Source organism: Rugamonas brunnea (assembly GCF_014042345.1).
GTDB classification, from domain to species: Bacteria; Pseudomonadota; Gammaproteobacteria; order Burkholderiales; family Burkholderiaceae_D; genus Rugamonas; species Rugamonas brunnea.
Genome location: NZ_JACEZT010000022.1, coordinates 18672 through 36513, shown reverse-complemented (window position 1 = coordinate 36513; position 17842 = coordinate 18672). Strand labels below are relative to the sequence as shown.

The 17842-nt window shown below is 65.4% G+C and carries 13 protein-coding genes; 5 read left to right on the top strand and 8 right to left on the bottom strand.

Features of this window, described 5'->3' with window-relative positions; genetic code table 11:
- Positions 1–14: 14 nt before the first annotated feature.
- From zapE to H3H37_RS23245, 6 genes are all read right to left on the bottom strand, one after another.
- The gene (gene zapE, locus H3H37_RS23270; RefSeq protein WP_182166996.1) at positions 15–1112 is read right to left on the bottom strand and encodes a cell division protein ZapE; all 1098 of its coding nucleotides are present in this window, start codon (positions 1110–1112) and stop codon (positions 15–17) included.
- 102 nt (positions 1113–1214) lie between these two features.
- On the bottom strand, positions 1215–2648 hold the full coding sequence (gene lpdA, locus H3H37_RS23265; protein WP_182166994.1) for a dihydrolipoyl dehydrogenase: 1434 nt from the start codon (positions 2646–2648) through the stop codon (positions 1215–1217).
- 7 nt (positions 2649–2655) lie between these two features.
- The gene (locus tag H3H37_RS23260) at positions 2656–2997 is read right to left on the bottom strand and encodes a PspC domain-containing protein (protein WP_182166992.1); all 342 of its coding nucleotides are present in this window, start codon (positions 2995–2997) and stop codon (positions 2656–2658) included.
- Between the two features lie 83 nt (positions 2998–3080).
- Complete coding sequence (gene odhB, locus H3H37_RS23255) at positions 3081–4316, bottom strand: 2-oxoglutarate dehydrogenase complex dihydrolipoyllysine-residue succinyltransferase (RefSeq protein ID WP_182166991.1); 1236 nt, start codon at positions 4314–4316, stop codon at positions 3081–3083.
- Positions 4317–4403: 87 nt separating this feature from the next.
- On the bottom strand, positions 4404–7259 hold the full coding sequence (locus tag H3H37_RS23250; RefSeq protein ID WP_182166989.1) for a 2-oxoglutarate dehydrogenase E1 component: 2856 nt from the start codon (positions 7257–7259) through the stop codon (positions 4404–4406).
- 291 nt (positions 7260–7550) lie between these two features.
- Positions 7551–8444: a LysR family transcriptional regulator gene (locus H3H37_RS23245; protein ID WP_182166987.1), complete on the bottom strand. Its 894-nt coding sequence runs from the start codon at positions 8442–8444 to the stop codon at positions 7551–7553.
- Between the two features lie 103 nt (positions 8445–8547).
- On the opposite strand from H3H37_RS23245, the gene H3H37_RS23240 reads away from it, so the two are divergent.
- From H3H37_RS23240 to H3H37_RS23230, 3 genes are all read left to right on the top strand, one after another.
- On the top strand, positions 8548–9435 hold the full coding sequence (locus tag H3H37_RS23240) for an MBL fold metallo-hydrolase (RefSeq protein ID WP_182166985.1): 888 nt from the start codon (positions 8548–8550) through the stop codon (positions 9433–9435).
- A 230-nt stretch (positions 9436–9665) separates the two neighbouring features.
- Positions 9666–12059, top strand: coding sequence for a TonB-dependent receptor (locus H3H37_RS23235; protein WP_182166983.1), 2394 nt, complete (start codon positions 9666–9668; stop codon positions 12057–12059).
- A 200-nt stretch (positions 12060–12259) separates the two neighbouring features.
- Positions 12260–13537: a maltoporin gene (locus H3H37_RS23230; protein ID WP_182166981.1), complete on the top strand. Its 1278-nt coding sequence runs from the start codon at positions 12260–12262 to the stop codon at positions 13535–13537.
- Positions 13538–13570: 33 nt separating this feature from the next.
- On the opposite strand, the gene H3H37_RS23225 is transcribed toward H3H37_RS23230, so the two are convergent.
- Positions 13571–14818, bottom strand: a complete 1248-nt coding sequence (locus H3H37_RS23225; protein WP_182166979.1) for an ROK family protein — start codon at positions 14816–14818, stop codon at positions 13571–13573.
- A gap of 109 nt (positions 14819–14927) precedes the next feature.
- Positions 14928–15548 carry a nucleoside/nucleotide kinase family protein gene (locus H3H37_RS23220; protein ID WP_311197580.1) on the bottom strand — a complete coding sequence of 207 codons (621 nt, stop codon included), beginning with the start codon at positions 15546–15548 and terminating at the stop codon, positions 14928–14930.
- Positions 15549–15752: 204 nt separating this feature from the next.
- Here H3H37_RS23220 and H3H37_RS23215 point away from each other — a divergent pair, with 204 nt between their 5' ends.
- Together H3H37_RS23215 and H3H37_RS23210 are read left to right on the top strand one after the other, a co-directional pair.
- Positions 15753–16745 (top strand): sugar ABC transporter substrate-binding protein, encoded by a 993-nt coding sequence (locus H3H37_RS23215; protein ID WP_182166977.1) that lies wholly within the window; start codon positions 15753–15755, stop codon positions 16743–16745.
- A gap of 135 nt (positions 16746–16880) precedes the next feature.
- Positions 16881–17840: an ABC transporter permease gene (locus H3H37_RS23210; RefSeq protein ID WP_182167034.1), complete on the top strand. Its 960-nt coding sequence runs from the start codon at positions 16881–16883 to the stop codon at positions 17838–17840.
- The last annotated feature ends 2 nt before the right edge of the window (positions 17841–17842 follow it).

The following is a 17842-nucleotide window of genomic DNA, read 5'->3' as shown; positions in this document are numbered from 1 at the left end:
TTACGCGTGTTGGATCATGCCAGCGCGTCGGCTGCGCCGCGCTGTTGCTTGTCCATGTAGTCGCGCGACTGCATCTCGACGATGCGCGAGACGGTGCGGTGGAACTCGTTGGCCAGCGTGCCGGTCGTGTACAACTCCTCCGGCTCCACCTCGGCCGACATCAGCAGCTTGACCTTCTGATCGTAGAACACGTCGATCAGCCAGGTGAAGCGGCGCGCCTCGGAAGACATGGCCGCCGACATCATGGGAATCCCGGACAATATCACGGTATGGAAGCGGCTGGCGATTTCCAGGTAATCGTTCTGCGAACGGGGACCGCCGCACAGGGTGGCGAAATCGAACCAGATGGTGGTGCCGGCGCGGCGCAGGGCGCGGATTTCGCGGCTCTCGATGCGCACCACCGGGTCTTCGTCGGCCGATTCGGCCACGCTGGCGTACGCTTCGCGCAGCGCCTCGTCGGTGGCCGCGCCCAGCGGCGTGTAGTAGGACTGCACCTGCTCCAGCGCGCGGCCGCGGTAGTCGATGCCGGCGTCGATGTTCATCACGTCCAGCTTGTCGTACAGCAGGCGGATGGTGGGCAGGATGCGGTCGCGGTGCAGGCCGTCCGGGTACAGCAGCTGCGGGTCGTAATTGGAGGTCATGATGAACGTGACGCCGTTGTCGAACAGGGCCGACAACAGGTTGTACATGATCATGGCGTCGGCCACGTCCGATATGTGGAACTCGTCGAAGCAGATCAAACGGTATTTCTTGGCCACGCGGCGCGCCACCTCGTTGAGCGGATCGGCCACGCCTTTCAGCTCATCGAGCTGGCGGTGCACGCCGCGCATGAATTCATGGAAGTGCAAACGGGTCTTGCGCACCACCGGCACCACCGAATAGAAGCTGTCCATCAGGAAGGACTTGCCGCGCCCCACCCCGCCCCACATGTACACGCCGCGCGGCACCTCGGGGCGGTTGATGAACCGTTTCAGGCTGTTCGAGCGCTGGCCCTTGTAGGCCACCCACTCGTCGTAGCAACGTTGCAGGCGGTCGACGGCACGGCGCTGCTCCGGGTCGGCCTTGAAATCGCGCTGCTCCAGCGCGTGCTGGTAAAACTCTAGGACGTTCATGACATTCACTTCAGTGTGCGACGGCTGCGCAAAAAAAACGGCGGGCCTGCGCCCGCCCTACCTGTACCCGGTAGGACGGACGTGGGCCCGCCGCGTACTGCTTTAGAAGTTCAGGGTACGCTTGTCAATGGCCAGCGCCGCTTCCTTGGTCGCTTCCGACAGCGATGGGTGCGCGTGGCAGATGCGTGCGATGTCTTCCGCCGAGGCCTTGAACTCCATCGCCACCACGGCTTCCGAGATCAGCTCGGATGCCATTGGGCCGATGATGTGCACGCCCAGGATTTCGTCGGTGGTCGCATCAGCAAGGAACTTGACCATGCCCGAAGTGTCGCCCAGCGCGCGCGCGCGGCCGTTGGCCAGGAACGGGAAGGTGCCGGCCTTGTAGGCCACGCCTTCGGCCTTCAGCTGCTGCTCGGTCTTGCCCACCCACGCGATTTCCGGCGAGGTGTAGATGACCCAGGGGATGGTGTTGAAGTTGGTGTGACCGTGCTGGCCGGCGATACGCTCGGCCACGGCAACGCCCTCTTCCTCGGCCTTGTGCGCCAGCATCGGGCCGCGCACCACGTCGCCCACCGCCCACACGCCCGGCAGGTTGGTCTTGCAGTCGCCGTCCACGGCCACGAAGCCGCGCTCGTCGAGCTGCAGGCCGACCTTGTCGGCGCCCAGGCCGTTGGTGTTGGGGGTGCGGCCGATCGAGACGATCAGCTTGTCGAACACGGCGCTCTGGGCTTCGCCCTTGGCGTTCTCGTATTCCACGGTGACGTTGTTCTTGCCGGTGCTGATCTTGCCGATCTTGCAGCCCAGGTTGATCGACAGGCCCTGCTTGGCGAACAGCTTGCCCGCTTCCTTGGCGATCTGCTCGTCGACGGCGCCCAGGAACACAGGCAGGCCTTCCAGCACGGTCACTTCGGAGCCCAGACGGCGCCACACGGAGCCCATTTCCAGGCCGATCACGCCGGCGCCGATCACGCCCAGCTTGGCCGGGACGGCGTCGATGTTCAGCGCGCCGGTGTTCGACAGGATCAGTTTCTCGTCGAACGGTGCGCCTGGCAGTTCGCGGGCGTTGGATCCGGTGGCGATGATGACCTGCTTGGCGTTGATGGTCTCATTGGCCGGTGCCGAGACGACGATAGGATAGCCGTCTGCCGTGGCGGCGCCGCCGAACGAGGCGCGGCCGTGGAAGAAGGAGACCTTGTTCTTCTTGAACAGGAACAGGATGCCGTCGTTGTTCTGCTTGACGACGGTGTCCTTGCGCTTGATCATCTGGCCCAGGTTCAGCGACAGGCCGGCGACGTCGATGCCGTGCTCCTTGAAGGCATGGCCGGCGTGCTCGTAGTGCTCGGACGATTGCAGCAGCGCCTTGGACGGGATGCAGCCGACGTTGGTGCAGGTGCCGCCTGGAGCGGGGCCGCCCTTGGCGTTTTCCCATGCGTCCACGCAGGCCACGGAGAAGCCCAGCTGCGCTGCGCGGATGGCGGCGATGTAACCGCCAGGACCGGCGCCAATCACGACGACGTCAAATTGTTTAGTGCTCATATTTTTCTCAATTCCCAATCAGTTCCTCGTCCGGGACGAAGATCCATAACAGTAGGTAGACCACCAGTCCGAAGCCGAAGGACACCGTGAACAGCGCAAAGATCAGGCGCCACACCCACGATTCCATGCCCGACGCCTTGGCCAGGCCGCCGCACACGCCACCGAGCCAGCGGTCGCTGCGCGAGCGGCGCAGGCGGTTCAATTCGCCCGGCAGGTCGACGTCGGCGCCGTCGCGCGGGGGCGGACTGGCGTTCAGCAGCCTGGCCTTGGCCTGGGCGAATTCCTCGTCGGACAAGGCGCCCGCCTGGTGCAGCTCGTGCAGGCGCTTGATTTCTTCGGATACGTTCATGGCGGCCTTTCGGGCTAGTCGTGCTTCAAACCAGGGTCTGACCCGTACGGGTCAGACCCTTTGGACTGGCGAAACGCGGGGGATTACAGTTCCAGCAGCAGGCGGGCTGGATCTTCCAGCGCTTCCTTCATGGCCACCAGGCCCAGCACGGCTTCGCGGCCGTCGATGATACGGTGGTCGTACGACATGGCCAGGTAGTTCATCGGACGGATCACGATCTGACCGTTTTCAACGACAGCGCGGTCCTTGGTCGCGTGCACGCCCAGGATGGCCGATTGTGGCGGGTTGATGATCGGGGTCGACAGCATGGAGCCGAAGGTACCGCCGTTCGAGATCGAGAACGTACCGCCGGTCAGGTCGTCCAGCGTCAGCTTGCCTTCCTTGGCCTTGGCGCCGAATTCGCCGATCTTCTTCTCGATGTCGGCGATCGACATCTGGTCCGCATTACGCAGGATAGGCACCACCAGGCCGCGTGGCGAACCGACGGCGATACCGATGTCGAAGTAGCCGTGGTAGACGATGTCGTTGCCGTCAACCGAAGCGTTCAGGATCGGGTACTTCTTCAGCGCGGCCACGGCGGCCTTGACGAAGAAGGACATGAAGCCCAGCTTGACGCCGTGCTCTTTCTCGAACTTGTCCTTGTACTTGTTACGCAGGTCCATCACCGGCGCCATGTTCACCTCGTTGAAGGTGGTCAGGATGGCGTTGGTCGATTGCGACTGGATCAGACGCTCGGCGATACGGGCGCGCAGACGGCTCATCGGCACGCGCTCTTCCGGACGGTCGCCCAGGTTAGGCGCGGCCACGGCCACTTGCTGCAGCGCTGGTTTGGCAGCGGCTGGCGCCAGCGGCGCGACGGCAGGAGCCGGCTTGGCGGCGGCGGCCAGGGCGTCGCCCTTGGTCACGCGGCCATCTTTGCCGGTGCCGGCCACTTGCGAGGCCGACAGGTTGGCTTCCGACAGGATCTTGGCGGCGGCAGGCATGGCCACGTCGCCCTTGTTGGCGGCAGCAGCTGGGGCAGCGACTGGTGCGGCGGCTGGTGCGGCAGCGGCGGCAGGCGCAGCGGCGGCAGCCGAACCTTCGGTGTCGATGATGGCGATCACTTCGCCGGCGACGACGGTGCTGCCGTCGCCCTTGATGATCTGCACCAGCACGCCAGCGCCCGGCGCTGGCAGTTCCAGCACCACTTTGTCGGTTTCGATATCGATCAGGTTTTCGTCGCGGGCCACTGCCTCGCCGACTTTCTTATGCCAGGTCAGCATGGTCGCTTCGGCGACCGACTCGGACAGTTGAGGAACCTTGACTTCGATTTGTGCCATGTAAAACTCCGTATATTTTGTTGTTGCGGCGCCGCGCTGGCCGGCCTTGCGGGCCGCGCGGCGCACCGTCAGTGTGTGTGTGCTTGATTACTTGGTCAGCACGAAGCCTTTGAGCTTCGAGAACGCCGTCTCCAGCAGGTCTTTTTGCTGGGCGTAGTGCTTGTCGTAGTAGCCGACAGCCGGCGAAGCCGAAGCCGGACGACCGGCGTAGGCCAGGCGCTGGCCTGCTTCCATGCTCTCGAAGATGCTGTGCTGAATCTGGAACCATGGGCCCTGATTCTGCGGCTCGTCCTGCGCCCACACCACTTCGGCCAGGTTCGGGAACTTCTTCAGTTCAGCCGTGAACGACTTGTGCGGGAACGGATACAGCTGCTCGATACGGACAATGGCCGTATCGGTCTGGCCGCGCGTCTTGCGGGCGTTGACCAGGTCGTAGTACACCTTGCCCGAGCAGGCGATCACGCGCTTGACCTTCTTGGCGTCGATCTTGTCGTCCACCTCGCCGATCACGGTCTGGAACGCGCCCTTCGACAGTTCGGTCAGCGGGGTGCCGGCGTCCTTGTTGCGCAGCAGCGATTTCGGGGTCAGGATCACCAGCGGCTTGCGGAACTGGCGCACCATCTGACGGCGCAGCACGTGGAAGATCTGCGACGCGGTGGTCGGCTGCACCACTTGCATGTTGTTGTCGGCGCACAGCTGCAGGAAACGCTCAGGACGGGCCGACGAGTGCTCAGGACCCTGGCCTTCGTAACCGTGCGGCAGCATCATGACCAGACCCGAAGCGCGGCCCCACTTCACTTCGCCGGAGCTGATGAACTGGTCGATCACCACTTGGGCGCCGTTGACGAAGTCGCCGAACTGGGCTTCCCAGATCGTCAGCGTGTTCGGTTCAGCAGTCGAGTAGCCGTATTCGAAGCCCAGCACCGCCTCTTCCGACAGCACGGAGTCGATCACGGTGAATGGCGCCTGGCCTTCGGCGATGTTCTGCAGCGGCACGTAGGTACCGGCGTCCCAACGCTCGCGGTTCTGGTCGTGCAGCACGGCGTGGCGGTGCACGAAGGTGCCGCGGCCGGCGTCCTGGCCGGTCAGGCGCACGGCGTAGCCGGACGACACCAGCGAGGCGTAGGCCAGGTGTTCGCCCATGCCCCAGTCCAGGTTCAGTTCACCACGGCCCATGGAAGCGCGGTCAGCCAGCACTTTTTCGACCAGCGAGTGCACCTTGAAGCCTTCTGGCACGGTGGTGATACGGCCGGCCAGGCGCTTCAGTTCCGTCATCGGCACGGCGGTGTCGGCCGAGTCGGTCCACTTGCGGTTCAGGAACGGCAGCCAGTCAACGGCGAACTTGTTCTTGAAGTTGGAGATGACCGGGTCGATCGTGTGCTTGCCGGCGTCCATCGCTTCGCGGTAGGCGGCCACCATCTTGTCGCCGCCGTCGGCGGGGATCACGCCTTGCGCGGCCAGCTTGTCCGCGTACAGCTTGCGGGTGCCTGGGTGCTGGGCGATCTTCTTGTACATCAGCGGCTGGGTCAGGGCAGGCGTGTCCTGCTCGTTGTGGCCCAGTTTGCGGTAGCAGATGATATCGACCACGATATCCTTCTGGAACTGCTGGCGGTAGTCCATCGCGATCTGCGAGGCCAGCACCACGGCTTCAGGATCGTCGGCGTTCACGTGCAGCACGGGCGCTTCGATCATCTTGACCACGTCCGAGCAGTAGATGGTCGAACGGGCGTCGCGCGGGTCCGAGGTGGTGAAACCGATCTGGTTGTTGATGACGATGTGCACCGTACCGCCCGTGCCGTAGCCGCGGGTCTGGGCCAGGTTCAGGGTTTCCATGACCACGCCCTGGCCGGCGAAAGCGGCATCGCCGTGCACCAGGATAGGCAGCACTTGCGCGCCTTGCGCGTCGCCGCGGCGGTCCATACGGGCCTTGACCGAACCTTCAACCACAGGGTTGACGATTTCCAGGTGCGACGGGTTGAACGCCAGCGACAGGTGGACCGGGCCGCCGACGGTGGAGATGTCGGACGAGAAGCCCTGGTGGTATTTCACGTCGCCGGCCGGCAGGTCGTCGCCATGCTTGCCTTCGAATTCTTCGAACAGCTCTTTCGGGCTCTTGCCCAGGGTGTTGACCAGCACGTTCAGACGGCCACGGTGGGCCATGCCGATCACGATTTCCTGCACGCCCTTTTCGCCGGCGCGCTGGATGATCTCGTCGATCGAGGCGATGAACGTCTCGCCGCCTTCCAGCGAGAAGCGCTTCTGGCCGACGTACTTGGTGTGCAGGTAGCGTTCCAGGCCTTCAGCGGCCGTCAGGCGCTCGAGGATGTGCTGCTTCTTCTCGGCGGTGAAATTCGGGGTGGAGCGGATCGATTCCAGGCGTTCCTGCAGCCAGCGCTTTTCGGCCGGGTCGGAGATGTACATGTATTCCGCGCCGATGGAACGGGTGTAGGTGTCGCGCAGGAAGTTGGTCAGGTCGCGCAGGGTCGCGGTTTCAGGACCGAAGTAGGTGTTGCTGATGTTGAACACGGTGTCCATGTCCGCGTCGGCGAAGCCGTAGAAGCTGGGGTCCAGCTCGGGGATCATCGGACGTTCCTGGCGCTGCAGCGGGTCCAGGTTGGCCCAGCGCGAGCCCAGGTAGCGGTAGGCGGCGATCAGCTGGGTCGCGGCGACGCGCTTGCGGCCCATTTCGGGGTCGCCCGAGGCGGTCACGGTGCGGATCGGGCCAGCTTTGGCGCGCTCGGCGAACGAGGAGATGACGGGGGCGTGGGCGACGTCAGGCTTGTTGGAACCATCGACGGCCGGCACGTGCTGCATGGCGTCGAAGTAGGCGCGCCAGTTGTCTGGCACGGAACCGGGGTTGTTGAGATACGCTTCGTACAGCTCTTCGACGTACGGCGCGTTCCCACCAAACAGGTAGGAGTTGGACGTATATTGTTGCATCATATTGCTCACCTTTCTTCGCGCTTCGCGAGATTAGCGGGTTAATCTAACCTTCCGCGACACGGCCTGACCGGTTAGCGGATTGCACATCAAGTTGTGGGGAAGGACTCTTGTTTCTTTCGGTAGAACTAAAATCGGTCAATCAGGATAGCACGCGGCATTGTATCTCAACAACCATTTGTGCGTGAAAAATGCGCACGAAAAAAAGGGCTTTTTTTCGCCCGCAGGCCGCATCCACGCGCGCTGCGGCCGAAACATGGCCATAAGATTAACGCTTATTGGGCCCACCCTGGCCTACCAGCCCGGCTGGCTGCCGAACCACTCCAGCAGGAAGTCCAGCATGGCGCGCAGCGCCGGCGGCAGGTACTGGCGCGAACTGTAGATGCCGTAGATGCCCATGCGCTGCGGCGCGCACTCGGGCAGCAGCGCCACCAGCTGGCCGGACGCGATCAGCGGCGCCGCGCTGTAGGTCGGCTGCAGCGCGATGCCCGCCCCCTGCAAGGCGGCCGCCAGCAGCACGAATTCGTCGTTGGCCGACAGGTTGCCATCCACCGGCACCGACAACGCCTCGCCCGCGCGCGTGAACTGCCACAGGCTCTTGCCGAAATAGCTATAGGTAAGACAGTTATGGTCGGCCAGCTCCTCGGCGCGGTGCGGCGTGCCATGCTCCGCCAGATAGGCCGGCGACGCGCAGACCACGGAATCGCAACTGGCCAGCCGGCGCGCGATCAGGTTGGGGTCGAGCGCGTTGGTGATGCGCAGCGCGAGGTCGATGCGCTCCTCGACCAGGTTGACAGCGCGGTTGTTCACAAGCAGATCGACCTTCATGCGCGGATAGCGGCGCAGGTAGGCCGGCACGGCCGACGCCAGTGCGGCCTGCCCCAGCGACTGCGAACAGCTGATGCGCAGCAGGCCGTGTGGCGTATCGGGTTCGTCGGGCGGCGCGGCGTCGATGGCGGCGGCCAGTTCCAGCATGCGGCGGCAGCGCGCCAGCGTCACTTCGCCCGCATCCGTGAGACTCAGGCGGCGCGTGCTCCGGTGCAGCAGGCGGGCGCCGGCCCACTGCTCCATCTCGGCCAGGTAGCGCGTGACCATGGCGCGCGACATGTCCAGCGAGTCCGCCGCCGCGATCATGCTGCCGCGCTCGACAATACTGACAAACACGGTGGCGGCGGTGATGCGATCCATTATTCGTCCGATTTATGCAATTAATCATTGCAGAATACGCGGTTTTTCCATCGAATCAAGCAATTTAAGATGACGTCATTCCCACTTTCACAGAAAGACGATCATGTTCAAGCACACCATCCTGTCCGCCGCCCTCGCTGCCACCACCACCCTCGGCGTCGTTCCCGCCGCCCCGGCCGCCGCCCCTGCCCCGCTGACGCTGGACGTCTACAACCCGGGCGAAGCGGCCATCTTCCCGGTCGCCTCGGTGCTGGTGGCGGGCCAGCACGACGCGGTGCTGATCGACGCCCAGTTCTCGCGCGGCGAGGCGCTCAAGCTGGCCGAGCGCATCCGCGCCAGCGGCAAGCGCCTGACCACCGTTTACGTGAGCCACGGCGACCCCGATTTCTACTTCGGCCTGGACGTGATCCACGCGGCCTTCCCGGATGCCCGCATCGTGGCCACGCCGCAGACCATCGCCGCCATGCAGCAAAAGGCCGCCGCCAAAGTCGCCTACTGGGGCCCCATCCTGAAGGACAACGCACCGCAAGCCATCGTGATGCCGCAACCGCTGCAGGGCGACACCATCACGCTCGAAGGCCAGACGCTGAAGATCGAAGGCTTGCAGGGCAAATCGCCCGAGCGCAGCTACGTGTGGATTCCGTCGATTCAAGCCGTGGTGGGCGGCGTGGTGCTGTTCAACGACCTGCACGTATGGACGGCAGATACCCAGACCGTCGCCTCGCGCCAGCAGTGGCTGGCCACGCTGGACGCCATAGCAGCGCTGAAGCCGGTGACCGTGGTGCCCGGCCACTTCAAGGTCGGCGCAGCCTACACGCCCGGCAGCATCGCCTACACCCGCGCCTACCTGCAGCGCTTTGAAGCGGAAACGCCGAAGGCAGCCGACGCCGCCGGCCTGATCGCCGCCATGAAAGCCGCCTACCCGGCCGCCGGCCTGGCCGGCGCACTGGAGACCTCGGCCAAGGTGGCCAAGGGCGAAATGCGCTGGTAAGCACGCCGCGCGGCCGGGCGGCCCCGTGGACAGCAGCGCAGCCGGGGGGCGCCATGGGCAGCCGCCCGGCGCGCGAGGGCCGCTGGCCCGCAACAGGATGGCGCGTCAAAAAAAACCACGATTCCCGCAAAATTGTTGTATATACAATCAATTCTGCAACGCAACAATATAGGACAATAACGGCCCTTGCCAATATTGCGGCCGCGACTGCCCGCCGGCCCTGTCCTCACATGAAAATCCAACGCACCCGTTTGCAACTGGCGATCGCCACCCTCTTCACCACCGGCGCCACCCTGGGCGCCTCCGCCTGGGCCCAGCAGGAAGCGCCCACCGCCGGCACCGAAAATGCCGCAACGCCGGCCAAGGCCGCGCGCAGCGAACAGATCCAGACCATCCAGGTCACGGCGCAAAAACGCAAGGAAGACGCCAGCAAGGTGCCCATCAGCATGTCCGTGGTGCGCGGCGAAGACCTGGCTGCCCAGCACATCGCCGGGCTGGAAGATATCACCCGCAACGTGCCCAACATCTCGTTCTCGGGCGGCACGCAGGGCAACGGCCCCGGCCTGTCGAACATCGAGATGCGCGGCATCGCCTCGTCGGCCGGTTCGGGCACGGTGGGCATCTACATGGACGACGTGTCCATGACCACCCGCAACCTGTACAGCCTGGGTAGCCCGGAGCCGAAGTTCTTCGACGTGGACCGCATCGAAGTGCTGCGCGGCCCGCAGGGCACGCTGTACGGCGCCAGCTCCATGGGCGGCACGCTGAAAGTGCTGCTGAACCAGCCGGACCTGAAGAAGATGGACAACAGCGCCATGGCCGAAGTGTCGTCCACCTCGCACGGCGGCATCAACCACAGCGTCAACGCGGTGCTCAACGTGCCGCTGGTGGCCAACGAGATGGCGCTGCGCGTGGGTGTGCAGAGCACCCACGTGAGCGGCTATATCACGCAGGTCGATCCCGACACGCTGGCCACCGTGCGCCGCCGTACCAATTCGGAAGATGACGCCGTGCTGCGCATGGCGCTCAAATGGGCCGTCAACCGCGACCTGACCGTCACGCCGGCCCTGTTCTACCAGGAAGTGAAGACGGGCGACCTGCCCACCGAATACCCGGTCTCGCAAACGACCGGCGCCGCGCTGCAACCGTACCAGGTCAGCAAGCCGGTGCTGGAGCCAGGCAAGGACAAGCTGTTCACGCCCAGCCTGACCATCAACTACGACCTGGGCAAGGCCGACCTGGTATCCGTCACCAGCTTCTACCAGCGCGACTTCAATCGCACCCAGGACGGCACCCAGGCCAACAGCGCCTACCTGGCCACCCTGCTGCAACCGGGCGCGCCGGCCGGCCTGGCGTCCACGCTGGCCGTCACGCCCGCCTACGTCTACCTGAACAACCAGGTGCGCCAGTTCTCGCAGGAGTTCCGCCTGGCCTCCAAGGGCTACGACGCCAAGGCCCCCACGCCCGTCACCTGGCTGGCCGGCGCCTACTTCTCCAACCTGCACACCACCGTCAACGACAACGAGCCGGTGCCGGGCATGAACGCGCTGTTCGCCAAGTACGGCCTGAACGCGGAAGACCCGGCCGTCATGTCGGGCACCTTCCCGGGCGCGTTCAGCAACGACAGCGCCTACTTCACGGCGCGCCACTACCGCACCACGCAGAAGGCCGCGTTCGGCGAAGCGAGCTACCACTTCTCGCCCGACCTGCGCGTGACGGCCGGCCTGCGCGACCTGTACGCCACCGACTCGCTGGCGCGCGAAGCGTCCAACTACTTCGCCGCCATGCCGGGCATGACCATCCAGCAGGCGCACGACGAAAGCACGCATGCGGTCACGCCGAAGTTCGCCGTATCGTGGAACGTGGACCCGACCGATATGTTGTACTTCAACGCGGCCAAGGGCTTCCGCCTCGGCGGCCAGAACCGCGACATTCCGCTGTCGATCTGCGGCGCCGAGTTGAACAGCCTGGGGCTGGCGAAAGCACCGGCCAGCTTCGGTTCCGACTCGCTGTGGAGCTATGAGGTGGGCAACAAGTCGCGCTTCCTCAACAACCGCCTGGCCATCAACGCGGCGGCCTACTACATCGACTGGAAGAACATCCAGGTCGACCGCGCGCTGAGCTGCACCTTCGACTACGAAACCAACGCCGGCAAGGCCCGCAGCACGGGCGTGGAACTGGAAGTGAAGGCCAAGCCGACGCCCGACCTGACCATCGACCTGGCGGCCGGCTACACCAACGCCTACCTGGTGGACGCCAACGAAGCCCTCGGTTCGCTGGCCGGCCAGAAAGTGCCGGGCGCGCCCAAGTTCAACGCCACGCTGGGCGGCGAGTACCGCTACACCATCACCGGCACCACCGACGGCTTCGCGCGCCTGACGGCCCACTGGACCGGCTCCAGCTACGGCACCGCCCACATCGGCGACAGCGATTACCAGCGCCCGGCCTACGCGACGGTGGACGCCAGCGTCGGCGTCAACTTCGAGAAGTGGCAAGTGTCGCTGTTCGCCAAGAACGTGGCCAACAATAACAAGGTGATCCAGCGTCCCAACGTGCAGTTCTTCCAGGAAGCCTACCGCCTGGTGCCGCGCACGATCGGCCTGAACGTCTCCGGCAGCCTGTAAGCGTTTCAACCCGGCAAACCGGGGTCAGGTCATGCCCTCACGCAAGATGCGCGCATCTTGCGTGAGGGCATGACCTGACCCCGGTTTCTTTTTGTGTTGCAATTTCGCATCCAATTAAATAAAACAAATTGATTTAATTAGTAAGCGGCCGCACAATCGCTCTCGCTGTATCAACAATCACAACGATCAGGAGACACAAGATGAACCGTCTGACCCGGAAAGCCCTCCCCTTGGCGCTGGCCATTGCCTGCGGCTGCGCCCATGCCGATTCCTACAACGACACGGAAGGCTTCCATGGCTACCTGCGCGCCAGCGCCGGCAGCAGTTCCACCCACGGCCCGCAAAGCTGCTACGCGCTGGGCGGCCCGACCTCGTCCTACCGCCTGGGCAACGAGTGCGATTCGTACACGGAGTTCGGCTACACCAAGGAAATCGCCAAGGCCGACAACGGCGTCAGCTTCGTCAGCACGCTGTGGGTCAACGCCTACTCGCCCGGCTCGGACTTCCGCGACGCCAAGCTGCAACTGCTGAAAGGCTATGTGGAGGCGAAAGGCCTGCCCTTCCTGGGCGGCGGCACGGCCTGGATGGGCAAGCGTTACTACTACCGTCCCGACATCCACATGCTGGATATGCAGTACATCAACATGAACGGCACCGGCGGTGGCCTGGACAAGATCCCGCTGGGCGCGGGCCGCATCAGCTACGCCGTCTTCAAGGACAACGACACCAACGCCACCGGTGCCGGCGGCGCCATCGTCAACACCCCGGCCGCCGTGCGCCAGAACCTGCTGTATGAAGGCTTGCCCACCAATCCGGGCGGCACGCTCGATATCGCGCTGACGCTGATCACGGCCCAGGGCCGCGACCGCGCCGCGCAAGGCCAGGGTGACCAGAGCCACGGCGGCTGGGCGGCCGGCGTGTTCCACAAGCAGGAGCTGCTGGGCGGCGCCAACCTGGTTGGCCTGCAGTACGGCAGCGGCCCCGGCACCGGCATCGGCATCTGCTGCTCGCGCATGGGTCCCTCGGGCAGCACCACGCTCGGCTCGGACGTGACCCGCGTGCGCGTGCTGGACGACCTGGTGATCCAGCCCACCCGCCAGTTCAGCATGGAGTTCGCGGCGCTGTACCAGAAGGACAAGGCCGACGACGCGGCGCTGCGCAACACCTGGACCACCATGGGCGTCCGTCCCGTGTATGCGATCCTGCCGAACCTGAAGCTGCAGGGGGAACTGGGCGTGACCACGCTCAAGCAGGACAGCACGGGCCAGACCGCGCGCCTGACCAAGCTGACCTTCGCGCCGGCCATCGCCATGGGCGAGAGCTACTGGTCGCGCCCGGAACTGCGCGCCTTCGTCACCTACGGCAAATGGAATGGCGCCGCCACGCCGCTGGTCAACGCGGCCAACAACAGCGGCCCTGTGTACGGCAGCAACACCAGCGGCCTGTCGGCCGGCCTGCAGGTCGAGGCGTGGTGGTAAGCGTTTGGTGAGATAGCCGGCTGCGGCCTGTCGTTAAGCTTCGAGCTTGAGGAACAGGTCGCGGTCCGGCGCGAAATTGGCGTACAGCGGCAGCAGCGCGCCCCCGAGCGCGCGCGCATCCGGGCCGATGGTGCCCATCTGGATCTGCGGCCGCTGCACACCTTCCCAGTTGTAGCGCGCCAGCGCGGCCGACACGCCGGCCATCAGCCGCTCCAGCAGCGCGCGGCTGCACGAACCATCCACGATCACCCCTTCCAGGTCCAGCAGGCAGCTGGCGTTGGTGACGGCCATCGCGATCGCGTTGGCGGCCTGCGCCACCCACACGGTGCTGTGTTCATCGCACTCCCCTTGCGTGGCCCGCTCGTCGTAGGCGGCCAGCGGATCAAGGCCCGCCTGCTGGAACAGATTCTCCAGTCCCAGCAGCGAGGCGGTGGACAGCAATTGCGCCGGCGGCGCGCCGGCGTCCGCGCCCGCCATCCCCACTGGCAAGGAACCGATGGCGCCGGCGTTGCCGTGCAGGCCGGCGTGCAGGTGGCTGTCGATCACGAGGCCGCCGCCGATGAAGGTGTCGATGTACAGGTACAGGAAACTCTTGACGCTGCGCCCGCGCCCGGCCACCAGTTCGGCCACGCAGGCGGCCGCCGTGTCCTTGGCGAAGCGCACCGGCAGGCCTGTGTCGGCTTCGATCTGGCGCGCGATGTCGAGCCGGTTCCAGCGTCCGCCCTCCTCGGGCGCCATGCCGATCAACTCGCGCCAGCTGCCCAGCGACAGCGGCGCCGCCACGCCGATGCCCTGGATGCGGCTGCGCAGTTCCGGCGCCAGCGAGGCCTGCATCCGCCGCACCTGCTCGGCGATGGTGCGGAACACCTGGTCCGGCTCGGGAAAGCGGTAGCCCAGCGAATAGCGGTTGCGCACATTGCCGACGAAATCAAGCAGCAGCACGTCCAGGCTGCGGCGGCCGATCTTGACGCCGATGGAAAATGCACCATCCGGCTTGAGCGCGATCGGCACCGAGGGCTGGCCTATCTTGCCGCGCAGCGGCTCCAGCTTCATCACCAGGTCGTCGTCGGTCAGGCGGGCGATGATCAAGGCCACGGTCTGGGTGCTGAGCGTGGTCAGGCGGGCCAGGTCGGCCTTGGGCAGGCTGCCGTGCAGGCGGATCGCCTGCAGGACCACGCGCTCGTTGAACTGGCGCATGCCGGTCTGGTTCGAGCCCCGCGGCCGCAGATTGTCGGCGACGGCTTCGTCAGCGTCGGCGGCGGTGGGGGGAGTTTGCTGCATGGGAACGGCTCCTGGGCGCGCGTGCGCCTGTGTTGACAAAGCAGGGAGTCTGCACCATCGCGCCCGGGTTGGCAACTTGCGGTATCAACCCGCCGCCGGCCACCTGCGCTCAGCACAGCAACAGGTCGGCCCGCACCTTGCTCGCCTCCACCAGCACGGCGTTCGGTTCATCCGTCTGCCACACCCAATCGCGCGCCTGTTCGGCCGTGCGGCCAAAGCGCATGTGGCGCGCGGCCAGCCGTTCGCGCCGCAGCGCATGGTCGACATCGACGTACCAGATGGCGTCCAGTTGCGCGCGCACGCCAGCCCAATGGCCCTGGTCCAGCAACAGGTAATTACCTTCCGTGATCACCAGCTCGATCTCGGGCGGCACGGCGATGGCGCCCGCCACGCCCTCCTCGATCTCGCGCCGGTATTCGGGCGCGTACACCACTTCGCCCGGCGCGCGCTGGCGCAAGCGCGCCAGCAGGGCCACGTAGCCGGCACTGTCGAAAGTGTCGGGCGCGCCCTTGCGGCCGGCCCGTCCCAGCCGCGCCAGTTCCGTGTTGGCCAGGTGGTAGCCGTCCATCGGCACCACCACGGCGCGGCCGGGCAGCGCTTCCAGCAGGCGCTGGGCCACGGTCGACTTGCCCGCGCCGGGCGCGCCGGCCAGCCCGAGCATGGTGCGCCGGCCCGGCGCCAGCATGGCCAGCAGCTGCGCCGGCGCTTGTTCGAAACGGATCGTTTCCACACGTTCTCCTGGGCAATTTCAGCGGCCATACAACAGCCGACCCTTGTTTTTGTTGCCATGTTACCTCAATCGAAGGCGACTTCCGCACGATTAAATAAAATAGATTGATTTATTAATCGAAGCAGCCTATATTTCAATCAGCGCCACCGGCGCCACGTCGACCGCCCCGGTCGGATAACCAATAAAAGACACTTAGGAGACAGCATGTACGCCAAGCATTGCATCGCAGTGGGTTTGATCGCATCCGTCGCCGGCTACGCCGCCGCAGCCGAGCCCGTTATCGGCCTGATCACCAAGACGGAAACCAACCCCTTCTTCGTCAAGATGAAGGAAGGCGCGCAACATGCGGCCAAGCTGCAGGGCGCCAAGCTGCTGACGGCGGCCGGCAAGGCCGACGGCGACAACGCGGGCCAGGTGACGGCCATCGAGAACATGGTGTCGGCCGGCGCCAAGGCCATCCTGATCACGCCCAACGATTCCAAGGCCATCGTCCCGGCCATCAAGAAGGCGCGCGACGCCGGCGTGATGGTGATCGCGCTCGACAGCCCGGCCGAACCGGCCAACGCCACCGACGCCCTGTTCGCCACCGATAACTTCAAGGCCGGCCTGCTGATCGGTGAATACGCCAAGGCCGCCATGGCCGGCAAGCCCGCCAGGATCGCCACGCTGGACCTGTTCCCCGGCCACCCGGTGGGCATCGCCCGCCACAACGGCTTCCTGTCCGGCTTCGGCGTGCCCGGCGTGGATGCCAAGACGGCCGGCCTGGCCAAGAGCGCGGACGTGGTCTGCATGGCCGACAGCTACGGCGACCAGGGCAAGGGCCAGACGGCGATGGAAAACTGCCTGCAGAAGAACCCCGACATCAATGTGGTCTACACCATCAATGAACCGGCGGCCGCTGGCGCCTACAAGGCCCTGAAAGCAGCCGGCAAGGAAAAAGGCGTGTTGATCGTGTCGGTCGACGGTGGCTGCGCCGGCGTGCGCGACGTCAAGGCCGGCGTGATCGCGGCCACCTCGCAGCAGTATCCGCTGAAGATGGCCGGCCTGGCCGTGGACGCCGGCATGACCTACGCCAAGACCGGCAAGAAGGTGAGCGGCTACGTCGACACGGGCGTGACCCTGATCACGGACCAGAAGCAGGCCAGCGTGCCCAGCCAGGACACGGCCTTCGGCCTGAGCGCCTGCTGGGGCAAGTAAGGTCAGCCGTCCAGGATCGCGGGCGGCCACGGCCGCCCCCACCCTACCGAAAGGAATATCATGCAAAGCAATCTGAACCAGGGTTCCGTGGCCGCCGCCGCCGTCCGCCCCTCCCCTGCCCTCCCGGGAAAAACCATGTCACTGCGCCTGAAAGAGGTACTGCCGCCGGTCACCGTGCTGGGGCCGCTGCTGGCCTTGCTGGCCGCCTGCCTGTTCTTCGCCACCCAATCGGACCGCTTCCTGAGCGGCCAGAATTTCTCGCTGATCCTGCAACAGGTGATGGTGGTGGGCGTGATCGCCATCGGCCAGACCCTGATCATCCTGACCGCCGGCATCGACCTGTCGTGCGGCATGGCGATGGCGCTGGGCTCGGTGGTCGCCACCAAGTTCGCCGTCGACTACGGCATGCATCCCTACCTGGCCGTGGCCTGCGGCATGGGCGTGTGCGTGCTGATCGGCTACCTCAATGGCGCGCTGGTCACCTCGATCAAGCTGCCGCCGTTCATCGTCACGCTGGGCACCATGAACATCGCCTTCGCCGTGACCCAGATTTATTCGCAAGCCCAGACCGTGACCGGCCTGCCGGACGCGATGACCTTCTTCGGCAACACCTTGCACCTGGGCCAGACCACCCTCACCTACGGCACCGTGCTGATGCTGGCCCTGTACGTGCTGACCTGGCTGTTCCTGCGCGAGACGGCGCCCGGCCGCCACCTGTACGCGGTTGGCAACAACCCGGAAGCGGCGCGCCTGACCGGCATCGCCACCTCGCGCGTGCTGATCGGCGTGTACATGATGGCCGGCCTGTTCTACGGCGTGGCGGCCATGCTGTCCGTGGCCCGCATGGGCGTGGGCGATCCGCAAGGCGGCCAGACCGACAACCTCGACAGCATCACGGCCGTGGTGCTGGGCGGCACCAGCCTGTTCGGCGGACGCGGCTCGATCATGGGCACCTTCGTCGGCGTGCTGATCGTGGGCGTGTTCCGCAACGGCCTGACCCTGATGGGCGTGCCCTCCGTGTACCAAATCCTCGTGACCGGCGTGCTGGTGATCCTCGCTGTCGCCACCGACCAACTGACGCACAAGAAAGGCTGAGA

Coding starts and splice junctions, on each gene's coding strand:
- zapE (WP_182166996.1), bottom strand. CDS start 1,112: ATGAACGTCCTAGAGTTTTACCAGCACGCGCTGGAGCAGCGCGATTTC.
- lpdA (WP_182166994.1), bottom strand. CDS start 2,648: ATGAGCACTAAACAATTTGACGTCGTCGTGATTGGCGCCGGTCCTGGC.
- H3H37_RS23260 (WP_182166992.1), bottom strand. CDS start 2,997: ATGAACGTATCCGAAGAAATCAAGCGCCTGCACGAGCTGCACCAGGCG.
- odhB (WP_182166991.1), bottom strand. CDS start 4,316: ATGGCACAAATCGAAGTCAAGGTTCCTCAACTGTCCGAGTCGGTCGCC.
- H3H37_RS23250 (WP_182166989.1), bottom strand. CDS start 7,259: ATGATGCAACAATATACGTCCAACTCCTACCTGTTTGGTGGGAACGCG.
- H3H37_RS23245 (WP_182166987.1), bottom strand. CDS start 8,444: ATGGATCGCATCACCGCCGCCACCGTGTTTGTCAGTATTGTCGAGCGC.
- H3H37_RS23240 (WP_182166985.1), top strand. CDS start 8,548: ATGTTCAAGCACACCATCCTGTCCGCCGCCCTCGCTGCCACCACCACC.
- H3H37_RS23235 (WP_182166983.1), top strand. CDS start 9,666: ATGAAAATCCAACGCACCCGTTTGCAACTGGCGATCGCCACCCTCTTC.
- H3H37_RS23230 (WP_182166981.1), top strand. CDS start 12,260: ATGAACCGTCTGACCCGGAAAGCCCTCCCCTTGGCGCTGGCCATTGCC.
- H3H37_RS23225 (WP_182166979.1), bottom strand. CDS start 14,818: ATGCAGCAAACTCCCCCCACCGCCGCCGACGCTGACGAAGCCGTCGCC.
- H3H37_RS23215 (WP_182166977.1), top strand. CDS start 15,753: ATGTACGCCAAGCATTGCATCGCAGTGGGTTTGATCGCATCCGTCGCC.
- H3H37_RS23210 (WP_182167034.1), top strand. CDS start 16,881: ATGTCACTGCGCCTGAAAGAGGTACTGCCGCCGGTCACCGTGCTGGGG.